Genomic DNA, 12,602 nt, shown 5'->3' with positions numbered 1-12,602 from the left:
AACGAAGGCTCGGCCGCCGGTCCGCACTGATGCACATCGATCGGCGTCGCCGTTCACCGCTGCGCATTCGAGTCCCGGGCGGGGTCGCTGTGGCTACACGCTGTGGCTACAATATGGGACATGAATGCCTCCAAGACTCCCGCCTCCCCGTCCGCAGCGACAAGCGCGGCACCAGCCTCGTCGTCGGCTTCGACCGACTGGCGCATCGATCGCGAACGCGCGGTCAAGCTGTTCGGCGCGCATGCGCATGACTGGCCGATCGAAATCGTCGAAGAAACCGGCTCGACCAACGCCGACCTGATGACCCACGTGAAAGCCCTGCCGCGGCGCGCGAACGCGCTGCCGCGGCCGATCGTGCGTGTCGCGTATCTGCAGACCGCCGGGCGCGGCCGCCGTGGGCGGCCGTGGTACGCGGAGCCCGGCAACGCGCTGCTGTTTTCGGTCGCGTGCGTCTTGCCGCGACCGCTCGAAGGGCTCGGGGGCTTGAGTCTCGCGGTGGGCGTCGCGCTCGTCGACGGGCTGCGCTCGCTGCCGGTCGCGGGTCCCGGACAGATCGCGCTGAAGTGGCCGAACGACGTGCTGCTCGAAGGCGACAAGCTCGCCGGCATCCTGATCGAAACCGCGTGGAGCACCGACGACGCGAGCGCGGTCGTGATCGGCATCGGCACCAACGTGAAAGGCGCCGACGAACTCGCGGCGAAGGTCGGCGCGCTGAACGCCGAGGTACCGCCGCAGGCGCTCGGCACCGTGCCGACCGCGTTGCAACGGGCGCTGCCGAACGCGAATCTGACCGATACGCTGGCAGCCGAATTGAACGCGCTCGAACCGATGCTGCAGCGCTTCGGCGCCGAAGGCTTCGCGCCGTTCCAGCCGCGCTGGAACGCGGTGCATGCTTACGCGGGCCGCGACGTCGTGCTGCTCGAACAAGGCCAGGAGCTCGCGCGCGGCGTGGCGGCGGGCGTTGACGAGCGTGGCCAGTTGCTGCTCGATACGGCTGAGGGCCGCCAGAGCATCGCGACCGGTGACGTGTCGCTGCGCCTCGCCCACGGTGTCGCATGAGTCAGCGCGCGCCATATCTGCTGATCGACGCGGGCAATAGCCGGATCAAGTGGGCGCTGGTGCAGCCCGATGGGACGCAGTTGGCGAGCGGCGCGCTCGCGCATGACGACCTTGCCTCGCCACGCGCGCGGTCGGCTGCGCAACCCGCTTGGACTGACCGGCCGGCGCCATGCGGCGCGTGGCTCTCCAACGTCGCGGGCGCGGAGGTCGCGACGCACATCGCGGCGCTCGTCGACGCGCACTGGCCGCGACTGCCGCTCGCGACGATCCGCGCAAGTGCTCGTCGATGCGGCGTGACCAATTGCTACACGACACCGGACTCGCTCGGCAGCGACCGCTGGGCCGGCATGATCGGCGCGCGCGCGACCTTTCCCGGCGAGCATCTGCTGCTCGCGACCTTCGGCACCGCGACGACGCTCGAGGCCTTGCGCGCCGATGGCGCATTTATCGGCGGATTGATTGCGCCGGGCTGGATGCTGATGATGCGCTCGCTCGGTGAGCACACCGCGCAACTGCCGACGCTCGACGCCGCGCACGCGCGCGGCCTGCTCGACGCCGCCGATACCACCGGCGCGGGCCGTCGCGGGCCGTTCTTCGCAACGGATACGCCGCGCTCGCTGTCGGCGGGCTGCACGCTGGCGCAGGCCGGATTGATCGAGCGGATGTGGCGGGACCTGCAGGATGAGTGGCAGGTGCCGGTGCGTCTCGTGGTCAGCGGCGGCGCTGCCGACGAAGTGGCGAGCGCCCTGAAAGTGCCGCATACTCGCCACGATTCGCTGGTGCTGTCAGGGCTTGCGCTGATCGCAGCCGAGGATACGGCGCGGCAAAGCGGCTGATTGCCTGCCGTGGCTAGCGTCCGATTCACGACCGGGTGGCGCGTGATGTACGTGTAGAACGTGCGCCTGAGTTGCGCGCAATTCGCCGCCCATTTTCCGAACCCGAGTCTTTCCCGCACGCCCCAGGCTCGACTTCTTTCTGAATTGGAAACACCCACAATGCTTCGCTGGCCGATCGCCATTCTGATTGTTGTCAACGTGCTGGCTTTCGTCGCGCTGCTTGGCGCCTTCGGCCCCACACCCACCGCCAGCGGACGCGAGCCGAATCATCTGAATCGCCAGATTCATCCGGACTGGCTGAAGGTGCGGCCGGTCAGCGCCGCCGATGCGGCCGACCAGGCGGTGGTCGGCGGACCCGCGCCGCAGGCGCCGATTTCGACATCGGAGTTGCCGCAGTAAATCAGGTGAGCGACGCGATCGGTTAGAAGTTCAGCAGTGCGCCGCGCGTGTTGCGGTAACGGGCGGCATCAGCCCTGCGTCCGCACCTTCTTCAACAGCGCGCTCGTCGAGCGATCGTGCTCGAACGCAATCGCGAGCGCCTTGCCGCCCCAACCGCGCACGAGCGCCGACTCGGGCAGCGCGTCCATGTCGTAGTCGCCGCCCTTCACGAGCACGTCCGGGCGCAGCGCGGAAATCAGCTCGACCGGCGTCTTCTCGCCGAAGCACACCACGTAATCGACGCTTTCCAGCGCCGCTAGCAAGGCCATGCGGTCGGCCTCGTTGTTGATCGGCCGGTCGTCGCCTTTGCCGAGCATCCGCACCGACGCGTCGCTATTGACACCAACGATCAGGCACGCGCCCAGCGCCTTTGCGTCGGCCAGATAGGTCACGTGACCACGATGCAGGATATCGAACACGCCGTTCGTAAACACGACGGGCGCGCGCAGCGAAGGACGAAGCTTCACCAGGGCATCGCGCGTCAGAATCTTGCGTTCAAAGATGGCGGTCATCGCACGGTCACAGAGTTGGGGAATCTGGGAGTTGGGGAGTTACGGGAACAGGAATGCCAGGTGCCGTCACGATACACGCTGGACGGTTCGAAGCAAAACGGTCCGGCAAGCTCACGCTTGCCGGACCGCCGTTTGATACGGTGCTGAAACCGCCTGAGTCGTTACGCCGGCTGCTGCTGCGCCGGGTTTTGTTCAGCGGCTTGCAGACGCGCGACCACTTCCTTGCGATAACGGTTCAGTTCCTGCGCGGTGTTGAACGTGCGTTCGAACAGCAGCGACAGGTTGTGCAGAATGCGCTCGATGACCTTCTTTTCCCAGCCGTCGTCGAAACGGATCTGCTCGTCGAGCCAGCGCTCGAGCCATTCCGGATCCGGCAGACGCGACTGGATCGTGTCGCGCGGGAACAGCGCCTGGTTCACGTGCAGGTTGGTGGGGTGCAGCGGCTTTTCGGTGCGACGCGCCGACGCCATCAGCACGCCGATCTTCGCGAACGCGGCACGCGCGATGTCGCCGGTTTGCGCCATCGCCTTCTTCATGTAGCGCAGATACGCGCCGCCGTGGCGCGCTTCGTCGCGCGAGATAGTTTCGTAGATGTGCTTGATGACTGGCTCGGTATGCCATTCGGCGGCGCGGCGATACCAGTGATTCAGGCGGATTTCGCCGCAGAAGTGCAACATCAGCGTTTCGAGCGGCGGTGCGGGATCGAACTCGAAGCGCACTGCGTGCAGTTCCTCTTCGGTCGGGACCAGTTCCGGCTTGAAGCGGCGCAGGTATTCCATCAGCACCAGCGAGTGCTTCTGCTCCTCGAAGAACCACACGCTCATGAATGCGGAGAAATCGCTGTCGTGATGATTGTCACGCAGAAACATTTCCGTGGCGGGCAACGCCGACCATTCGGTGATCGCGTTCATCTTGATCGTCGCCGCCTGCTCGTCGGTCAACAGCGATGCATCGAATTTGTCCCAGGGAATGTCCTTCTCCATGTCCCATCGAACGGATTCGAGCGATTTATAAAGTTCCGGATAAAGCATGGTGTTCATAGTCCCACCCCTGTTCTGCACATACTGTGTGTGTCTGTTGCTGCTACGTGTAGCCGTTTTTACCTACGACGAACGGACGTGCCGTTTATCGGCCAAGCATTCAATTTTACGCGTTAATCAGCCGCCCAGAAGCATCGGGCAGCAAAGAAGTCCGGGCTTTTGTATTGGCGCCTGAAGCGTGAATCAGGCGCCGTGGCCAACCGTGGGGGAGGGATACCCTTTGCCTGAGGTCGAGCCAGTCTGGGTCGACAGCCGCACCGTCCCGCCCTGCACCGGTAGCGCCGGCGGCGAATGACGCGAGGGCGGCGGGATTGGTTGTTTTCGGCGCACGCCCCAAAGCCAGATCAAGCTTACATAATGATAGCACGCGCCTCCCACGAAACCCGTGACAGAAGCGGCGCGAGCGCACTGTGGTATTGACTTCTCTCAATAAAGTCGGCGATTCGCGCGGGCGGAAACCGCCGGCGCCGGAATAGGGAAAAACGCAGCCGATCAGTCGCCTTCATCATCGGCCACTGATTCCCGGCGCGCCGTCCGGCTCACGTCGACTTTTTCGGCGTTGCCGCGCTCGTTCCGGCCGCGCGTTTGGCCGACGGCGCGGCGCGCTTCGCCACCGGCCGTTTGACGGCGGGCTTCGCGTTTTGCGCGGCGGCGCCCGACGCATCGGCGCCCGACGCATCGGCGCCCGACGCATCGGCGGCCTTCGACGGTTCCGGCTTGCCCTGCGTGCCCCCGCCCGCCGCGGCGACCGCGACGGACGGCTGCGTCGTCGCGAACTGCGCGATCTGGTTGAACTGCGATTGCAGCAGATTCCACCACGCGGACGCATCGAAGCCGGGCGTCGCGGGCGCTTCCTCTTCGTCGCTGTCGGCCTGCGTGGCGCTTTCGGGCGTGGGCGCGGCCGGCTTCGTCCAGCTCGGCGCCGGGGCGGGGCGCGGGGCGGTGTTCGGCGCGTCACTCGCGGCGGCACCCGACGCAGCAGCCGCCGCCTGCGACATCGACGATTGCGCGAACGCGCCGAACGCGCGCAGCGTCGCGAGCGTCGCACGTTGCACTTCGAGCGCCTGGATCGCCGACTGCAGCATGCTCAGATTCAGCTTCAGCCATTGCTCGACCGCGCGCATGTCGGTGATGCGCTTGTCGAGCTCCTCGACGCTCGTGAGCGGCGCCATCATGTCGGACATCATCGACAGCGACGGACTCGTGCCCCCACCCGGCTGCGCGCCCGTCATGGCGGCGCCGAACGGCGACAGCCGAATCATGCTCCACATGCGATCGAGCATTTCAGCGGGCGGAAAACCGGGGAAGCCGGGAAAGGGCGGCGCGGAGCCAGTGGTGTCGGTCATGGTTGTCGCCTCGGTGCTGGATGATAGGTGGAGCGCGCGATGCCGCGCGCGTCGATTCGATCATACCGTGTGGGGTATGACATCACGATCGTTGGTCGTTACGTGGACCGCCCGCGCCGAAATCGGCCGCGCGCCGCTCGCGCAACGAGCTCAGGCCCTCGCGCACGTCGGGTCCCGCGAAGCCCATGAATTCCAGCGCGAGCGACGTATCGAACGCCGGCCCCGCCGTGCGCAGCCAGTTGTTCAACGCGTACTTGGTCCAGCGGATGGCGGTCTGCGAACCGTCGGCCAGCTTGCGCGCGACTTCGAACGCCTTCGGCAGCAGATCGCTTTCGTCGACGGCCAGCGACACGAGCCCGATGCGCTCCGCCTCCTCGCCGCTCACCGGCTCGCACAGCAGCAGGTAGTACTTCGCCTTCGCCATGCCGCACAGGAGCGGCCAGACGATCGCCGCATGATCGCCCGCGGCGACGCCGAGGCGCGTGTGTCCGTCGATGATGCGGGCCGTCTTCGCCGCGATCGAGATATCGGCGAGCAGCCCCGCGACGAGCCCCGCGCCGACCGCCGGCCCGTGCATCGCCGACACGATCGGCTTGCCGCAGTTGATCACGTTGTAGACGAGATCGCGCGCTTCGCGCCACACACGCGTGCGCACCTCGAAATCGTTCGCCATGTCCTCGACGAGCTGCAGATCGCCGCCGGCCGAAAAGCCTTTACCCTCGCCGCGAATGATCGCGACGCGCGTATCGGGATCGCGATCGATGTCGCGCCAGATTTCCGCGAGCTCGTAGTGCATGCGTGCGTTCGCGGTCGCGAGACCGCTTTTATTCGCGCCCTCGCCGCTCATCACGACTTCGAGCACGCCATGCGGATGACGCTGCAAACGCAGCGACTGGTAGTGCGCGTAGTACGCGTCGTTCGGTTGCGATGGCTGAGGCATGGTGAGCAGTCCGGAGGAGATTCGTTCAGTCGCGCGCGGAACGGCGCGCCCCGTTCAATGCGGCTGATAAAGCCACTTGCCATTGTTGATTTCGACCATCACGCGGGCGCGCTGATCGAGCCCGAGATGATCGGCCGCGCTCATGTTGACGACGCCATTGGTGTCCGCGAGACCGCGTGTTCCTTCGAGCGCGTCGCGCAGCGCGCGGCGAAACGGCGGCGTGCCGGGCGCGCCGGCTTTCAGCGCGAGCGGAATCGCATGCTCGAGCAACGCGCCCGCGTCCGACGTGTACGAACCGAATGCCGACACGCTGCCCGCGCCGTGCTGCGCCTCGAAGCGCGCGATGTAATCGAGGGCGAGACCCTTCGCCGGATGATCGGCCGGCAATTGCGCGGCGACCAGCACCGGGCTCGCGGGCAGGAACGTGCCGTTGCAATCGGCGCCGCACACGCGCAGGAAATCGTTATTCCCGACGCCGTGGTTGTGATAGATGACGCCTTTGTAGCCGCGCTCGCGCAGCGTTTTCGGCGGCAACGCGGCAGGCGTGCCGGCCGCGCCGACCACTACCGCGTCGGGGTGGGTCGCGAGAATCTTCAGCACCTGGCCGGTCACGCTCGGATCGGTGCGATTGAAACGCTCGCTCGCGACCACGTCGATGTGATGCAGCTGCGCGAACTTCGCGATCTCGGCGTAGAACGTCTCGCCGAGCGCGTCGGCCTGGCCGATGAACGCGATCGTCTTCACGCCGTGTCCGCTCGCATGCTCGGCGATCGCCGAGGCCATCATCGCGTCGGTCTGCGGCGTCTTGAAGACCCAGCGACGTTTCGCGTCGACCGGTTCGATGATTTTCGCGGACGACGCGAGCGAGATCATCGGCGTTTCGCCCTCGGCGACCACGTCGATCATCGCGAGCGAATTCGGCGTGATCGACGAGCCGATGATCGCGTCGACGTGATTCTCGCTGATGAGCTTCCTGGTGTCCTGCACGGCGTGGGTCGTGTCCGATGCATCGTCGAGCACGATGTACTCGACGTTCTGCCCGCCGATCCGTTTGGGTAGCAGCGCGACCGTGTCGCGCGCGGGAATGCCGAGCGACGCGGCCGGCCCGGTCAGCGACAGCACGAGACCGATCTTCACCTGCGCGAACGATGTCAGCGGCAACGCGCAGGCAAGCGCGGCGCACAGCGTCGCGGCGCGCCGCGCGAAGCGCCGACCACGTTGAGGCAAGCCACGCGCGCTCGTGCGCGCTTCACTGGGCGACGCGCAAGCGCGCCGACGTTCACCTGCGGAGAAGTCCAATCGCGGCATGCTGTCTCCTCACGTCGGGGTTTTCGTTGTGATGTTTGCCGCAGTGTAGCCGCGCGCGCAAGTGGCGGCATCGGGCGAAACCCTTTCGCGCGTGCCGCCCGCGTCACAGCATTGCCGCGTGAGCGCCGCGCTTCATTCGAGCGGCGCGATGCTCTGCTCGATCGCACCGAAAATCGACTTGCCCGCATCGTCGAACATTTCGATCCTCACGGTGTCGCCGTATTTCATGAACTCCGTTTGCGGCGCGCCGTGCTCGATCGTTTCGAGGCAGCGCTTCTCGGCGATACAGCAGTAGCCGCGTTTCGCGTCCTTGTTCGACACCGTGCCCGAACCGACGATGGCACCAGCACGCAGATTGCGCGTTTTCGCGGCATGCGCGATCAGCTGACCGAAGTGAAACACCATATCGGTGCCCGCGTCGGGCTGGCCGACCTTCCTGCCGTTCCAGTGGACGATCATCGGCCGATGCACGCGGCCTTCGCGCCAGTGTTCGCCGAGCTCGTCGGGCGTCACGGCGACCGGCGCGAACGAGGTGGCCGGCTTGCTCTGGAAAAAGCCGAAGCCCTTCGCGAGTTCGGCGGGGATCAGGTTGCGCAGCGACACGTCGTTGACGAGCATGACCAGCCGCACGCCGCGCAGGGCCTGCTCGGGCGTCGCGCCCATCCGCACATCGCCGGTGACGACCGCGACTTCGGCCTCGAAGTCGATGCCGTACTCTTCCGATGCGCACGCCACGTCGTCGCGCGGGCCGATGAAGTCGTCGCTACCGCCCTGGTACATCAGCGGGTCGGTCCAGAATTCGGGCGGCATTTGCGCGCCGCGCGCGCGCCGCACGAGCTCGACGTGGTTCACGTACGACGAGCCGTCGGCCCACTGGAACGCGCGCGGCAGCGGCGCCATGCACTCTTTGGCGTCGAATGAAAAGCTGTTGCGCGCACGGCCCTGGTTCAGCGCATCGTAAAGGTCGTGCAGTTGCGGCGCGTAGAAGGCCCAGTCGTCGAGCACGCGCTGCAGCGTGGGCGCGATCGCGTCGGCGATGGCCGCCGTGTGCAGGTCGCGGGACACGACGATCAGTTGACCGTCGCGCGTGCCGTCCTTCAGCGAGGCAAGTTTCATAGAGCTGTGAACCGTGTATTAGTGACGATGGAAGGAATGTATTCTACGATGGTGAATCGGCGCGGCCCAATATCTGCGTGTTCGTCGTCGTGTCACCGTAGCCGTCTCCATTACGATCACCGAACGCGCTGCCCGCGCCTTTTGCACATGTCCGCCAACGCCCGCTCCGGCACGATCCGCACCCGCACCGACCCCGCGTCCGCCGACGATCTGCTCGATCCCGCCCATGCAACCGACGCAACCGGCGCCGATGACGAACCCGGCGAACCCGGCGAAGAAAAACTGCGCTCGGGCATCCAGTCGATCGAGGTCGGTTTCAGGCTGCTCGAGGTGCTGACCCACGAGCCGCGCGCGATGATGCTGCGCGATCTCGCGCAGCGCGCGGGCATGAGTCCGGCGAAGGCGCATCGCTATCTGGTCAGCTTTCTGCGTCTCGGCGTGGTCGCGCAGGACCCGCTGTCGGGCCGCTACGAACTCGGCGGCTTCGCTTTGCAGCTGGGGCTCGCGCGGCTTGCTCGCGTCGACGGTGTGAAGCTCGCGCGCATCGCGCTCGCCGAGCTGCGCGACCGGCTCGATCTGACCGTCGGCATCGCGGTGTGGGGCAATCAGGGACCGACGATGGTGCACTGGATGGAGTCGAGCTATCCGGCCAAGGCGTCGCTGAAGCTCGGCGACGTGATGCCCTTGCTCAGTTCGGCGACCGGTCTGCTGTTCGCCGCCTACCTGCCGTCCGGCAAGACCGCCGCGATGCTCGAGCGCGAGCTGGCCGACTCGCGGCGCTCGTCGTATAGCGGCGCGCCACGCACCCGCGAAGAGGTCGACAAGGTGCTCGCCGAGGTGCGCGAGCACGGGGCTGCGCGCGTCGAAGGCATGCTGCTGCCGACGATCCACGCGTTTTCGTTGCCGGTGTTCGATTCGACCGGCGAACTCGCGCTCGGTCTCGTCGCGCTCGGCCATGAAGGCGCGTTCGATATCCGCTGGGGCGGCGAGATCGATACCGCGCTGCGCGAATGCGCGCGCAAGCTGTCATACGAACTCGGCTATAGCGCGACGCCGCGTGGCGACAACGGTTGATACGCACCGATCCTTTCACGCTCTCACCGATTCAAACGCCGATGGATTTTGCTTCCGCCAACCGCCGTCATGATCGCCTGCCCGCTTTTGGTAGCGGGCCGGGACGCGGCGCGCGCGCGTGGCGCTGGATCGCCGTCCTCGCGGCCGTCGCGGTTGTGCACTGGATCGCGGCGCAATGGTTCGAGCGCAATCGCGTGGATCTGAATCCGGCGAATCACGAGCATGTGCCGGTGCAGGTCGTGCTGCTGACGCCCGAAAGGGTCGAGCGTCAACCCGCGCCACAGCCCGCCGTGCCGGCACCGCATCCGCCCGCGCCAGCACGCAAGCCCGCGGCGAGGCCGCCGCGCGAGCAGCATGTGATGACCGCGTTGCAGCCGGCCAAACCGAACGAGCCCGCGGCCACGCCGGCATCGGAGGTGGCGGCTAGCGCGCCACCCGCCACCGCGAACGCGAACGCATCGGCCCATGCGAATGCCAGCGGCGCCGTCGCGAGCGCCCCTGCCGCGGCCAGCGCACCGCAAACGTCGCAGGGCGTGAAGTTTTCGGTACCGCCGTCGGCCGAACTCGACTACGACACGTTCTACAACGGCGTGCGCAACGCGCCCGGCACGATCCATTGGGCGAGCGACGGGCAGGGCTACGAAATGGTCGTATCAGTGCCGCTGCCGTTCGTCGGTCCATTCGTGTTTTCGAGCCACGGCGGCATCGATGCCTTTGGCCTCGCGCCGGCGCAGTACAGCGAAAAGCGTGGCCGTCGCGCCGAAGACATCGCGATTTTCAATCGCAACGACAAGAAGGTTGGCTTTACGCGCACGCCCGCCTCGTTGCCGTTGCCCGACGGCGCGCAGGATCGCTTCAGTGTCGTGATGCAGCTCGCGAGCCTCGTGCGCGGCGATCCTGACGCCTATAAGCCTGGCGTGACGCGACAGTTTTTCGTCGTCGATACCGATAGCGGGGAGAATTGGCCGATCGAGACGATCGGCGACGAAACGATCCGCGCCGCGCAAGGCTATCTGGAGACGCGTCACTTCAAACGTCTGCCGCGGCACGATGGCGACCAGCGCCGCGTCGACGTGTGGCTCGCCCCGTCCCTTGGCTGGCTGCCGGCGCGCATCCTGCAGACGGAGCCGAACGGTACCCAGTTCGAACTGGTGTGGCGCGGCAAGCTGAATGTCGATGGCACGTCGCCGGATGACCGCGGCAATGGTGGCGCGCCGGCCACGCCTGCTGCACCCGCAGCCCCCGCTGCCACGGGCCCTGCAACGCCGGCGCCGGCTCCGGCCGACGCATCGGCAGTAACACCCGAGGCCGCCCCAGCTGCACCGGTCGATTCGACCGCTCCGACCATCATCAAACCGTGACAGGTTTCGTGACAGAGTGTCACGAGCAAATCCGCACGAGATCGGCGAAACTTCCTTTGCAACGCTGACTCGCACGTCAATGGAGCCCCGTTCGCGCGAACGAGGCGACCCACCGCGCTTTTTCACTGCGTTTCCTTCAAAGGAGTCCGCATGCAAGTGAACATCAACGGTATCGACACACGCTACGTGCTGAGCAACGAAGGCGGCGGCCCGTGGCTCACGTTCATCCATCAGTTGGGCGGCGATCTTTCCATCTGGGATCAGATGGCAGGCTATTTCCGCGACGATTACACGGTGCTGCGCTACGACGTGCGCGGCCACGGCCACAGCGCGGTTGCGCGCGAGCCGTTCGCCATGCGCGATCTGGCCGACGATCTCGCCAAACTGCTCGATGCCCTCGGCGCGCGGACGACGCACCTGGTCGGCCTGTCGCTCGGCGGCATGATTGCGCAGCAGTTCGCGCTCGACCATCCATCGCGAATCGGCACGCTGACGATTGCCGACAGCACCGGCGGTACTCCGCCCGAGAACCGTGAGTTGTGGAATCAGCGCGCCGACACCGCGCGCAGCGACGGCATGGAGGCGCTGCTACCGTCGACGATCGCGCGTTGGCTCACGCCCGACTTTCAGGCCGGCCATCCCGAAGCGGTCGAGCCGATCCGTGAGACATTTGCGCGCACCTCGCCGGAAGGTTTTGCGATGGCCTGCGAGGCACTGCGCGATTTCGACCTTCGCGGCCAGCACGGCGCAATCCGCTCGCCGACGCTGACGGTGGCCGGACGTCACGACACTGGCACGCCCCCTGCTGCTACGCAGGCAATAGCGGAGGCGATCGAGGGCGCCCGCTTCGAGTTGCTGGACGCCGCGCATCTCGCGCCAATCGAGCAATCACAGCGTTTCGCCGCCTTGCTTGAATCGTTTCTGGAGCGGCGAGTCTAACCGTCAGGTCCGGAGTTTTTACTTGCGTCGTCCGGACCCACCCCTTGAATTCCATCCCACATGCTCCACCTACGGTGCAGAAAAGGGCAGGAGCCCAACGGAAATAAGGAGTGTCGCCATGCAAATGATCTATAACAGCCCTAACTACTGTGTCGTCGAGTTTCCTCCGCAGGAAGGTCTGCTTGCCATGAAGTCGGGCGGCTACGAGATTGTCGACAAGAACATGCAGCGCGAAATCTACATCGATGGGGCAATGGCGGCGCGTTTTCGCGAGCATGTGCAAAAGCTGATCGAAGGCGAGCCGACGCTCGACGAGGTTGATGAATTCCTCGGTCAATTCGACAGTCTGATGCATCAACCGGTGGTCCTGCATTGACCGGAGGGGTTCAGCTGGCGCTCTGGCGACATCGATCGACCGCACCGCGCGGCTTTGCCGGCGGGTTCCATCAAGCGGTCGGCGGCAGCGAAACGGCCCGGCAGGCTTTGGCTTGCCGGGCCGTTTTTTATTGCATCGTTTGTTAGCGCGTTTCTGAATTCCCGGCGCGGCGCGTTCGTATCGGTCGATTTTGCCGGCCGCGCCTCGCGCTCTCCTCCGCGCCGGGCGCATCCGCCCGGCTGCGGCTACAATGACAG

The 12,602-nt window shown here is 66.1% G+C and carries 13 protein-coding genes; 7 read left to right on the top strand and 6 right to left on the bottom strand.

Features of this window, described 5'->3' with window-relative positions; all coding sequences use genetic code 11:
- Positions 1-120 precede the first annotated feature (120 nt).
- From HDG37_RS22265 to HDG37_RS22255, 3 genes are all read left to right on the top strand, one after another.
- Positions 121-1,059 (top strand): biotin--[acetyl-CoA-carboxylase] ligase, encoded by a 939-nt coding sequence (locus tag HDG37_RS22265; protein WP_090802821.1) that lies wholly within the window; start codon positions 121-123, stop codon positions 1,057-1,059.
- Entirely contained in the window at positions 1,056-1,895 is an 840-nt protein-coding gene (locus HDG37_RS22260) for a type III pantothenate kinase (protein ID WP_184051349.1), read from the top strand. Before HDG37_RS22265 ends, HDG37_RS22260 begins: the two co-directional genes overlap by 4 nt.
- 159 nt (positions 1,896-2,054) lie before the next feature.
- Positions 2,055-2,294, top strand: coding sequence for a hypothetical protein (locus tag HDG37_RS22255; protein ID WP_090802818.1), 240 nt, complete (start codon positions 2,055-2,057; stop codon positions 2,292-2,294).
- Between the two features lie 68 nt (positions 2,295-2,362).
- Here the strand turns inward: HDG37_RS22255 and rfaE2 are convergent, their stop codons facing one another.
- The 6 genes from rfaE2 to HDG37_RS22225 all read right to left on the bottom strand — a co-directional run bounded on the left by rfaE2 (position 2,363) and on the right by HDG37_RS22225 (position 8,595).
- Complete coding sequence (rfaE2, locus tag HDG37_RS22250) at positions 2,363-2,845, bottom strand: D-glycero-beta-D-manno-heptose 1-phosphate adenylyltransferase (protein ID WP_184051347.1); 483 nt, start codon at positions 2,843-2,845, stop codon at positions 2,363-2,365.
- 161 nt (positions 2,846-3,006) lie between these two features.
- Positions 3,007-3,885 carry a ferritin-like domain-containing protein gene (locus HDG37_RS22245; protein ID WP_184026492.1) on the bottom strand — a complete coding sequence of 293 codons (879 nt, stop codon included), beginning with the start codon at positions 3,883-3,885 and terminating at the stop codon, positions 3,007-3,009.
- Positions 3,886-4,424: 539 nt separating this feature from the next.
- Positions 4,425-5,231: a PhaM family polyhydroxyalkanoate granule multifunctional regulatory protein gene (locus HDG37_RS22240; protein ID WP_184051345.1), complete on the bottom strand. Its 807-nt coding sequence runs from the start codon at positions 5,229-5,231 to the stop codon at positions 4,425-4,427.
- Positions 5,232-5,313: 82 nt separating this feature from the next.
- Positions 5,314-6,171 carry an enoyl-CoA hydratase/isomerase family protein gene (locus HDG37_RS22235; RefSeq protein ID WP_184051343.1) on the bottom strand — a complete coding sequence of 286 codons (858 nt, stop codon included), beginning with the start codon at positions 6,169-6,171 and terminating at the stop codon, positions 5,314-5,316.
- A gap of 54 nt (positions 6,172-6,225) precedes the next feature.
- The gene (locus HDG37_RS22230; protein WP_184051341.1) at positions 6,226-7,479 is read right to left on the bottom strand and encodes an ABC transporter substrate-binding protein; all 1,254 of its coding nucleotides are present in this window, start codon (positions 7,477-7,479) and stop codon (positions 6,226-6,228) included.
- 132 nt (positions 7,480-7,611) lie between these two features.
- A complete protein-coding gene (locus tag HDG37_RS22225; protein WP_184051339.1) occupies positions 7,612-8,595 on the bottom strand; it encodes a fumarylacetoacetate hydrolase family protein in 984 nt (327 codons plus the stop codon).
- A gap of 147 nt (positions 8,596-8,742) precedes the next feature.
- On the opposite strand from HDG37_RS22225, the gene HDG37_RS22220 reads away from it, so the two are divergent.
- The 4 genes from HDG37_RS22220 to HDG37_RS22205 all read left to right on the top strand — a co-directional run bounded on the left by HDG37_RS22220 (position 8,743) and on the right by HDG37_RS22205 (position 12,345).
- Positions 8,743-9,669, top strand: coding sequence for an IclR family transcriptional regulator (locus HDG37_RS22220; RefSeq protein ID WP_184051337.1), 927 nt, complete (start codon positions 8,743-8,745; stop codon positions 9,667-9,669).
- 41 nt (positions 9,670-9,710) lie between these two features.
- The gene (locus HDG37_RS22215) at positions 9,711-11,030 is read left to right on the top strand and encodes a DUF3108 domain-containing protein (protein WP_184051335.1); all 1,320 of its coding nucleotides are present in this window, start codon (positions 9,711-9,713) and stop codon (positions 11,028-11,030) included.
- A gap of 150 nt (positions 11,031-11,180) precedes the next feature.
- Positions 11,181-11,969: an alpha/beta fold hydrolase gene (locus HDG37_RS22210; protein ID WP_184051333.1), complete on the top strand. Its 789-nt coding sequence runs from the start codon at positions 11,181-11,183 to the stop codon at positions 11,967-11,969.
- A gap of 118 nt (positions 11,970-12,087) precedes the next feature.
- Entirely contained in the window at positions 12,088-12,345 is a 258-nt protein-coding gene (locus HDG37_RS22205; protein WP_062125693.1) for a DUF3567 domain-containing protein, read from the top strand.
- Positions 12,346-12,602: the final 257 nt, after the last annotated feature.

It is taken from the genome of Paraburkholderia sp. MM5384-R2 (assembly GCF_014201025.1).
Taxonomy (GTDB): domain Bacteria; phylum Pseudomonadota; class Gammaproteobacteria; order Burkholderiales; family Burkholderiaceae; genus Paraburkholderia; species Paraburkholderia tuberum.
Note: the sequence above shows the minus strand (reverse complement) of the source record. Positions and strands in the feature narration are given on the sequence as shown.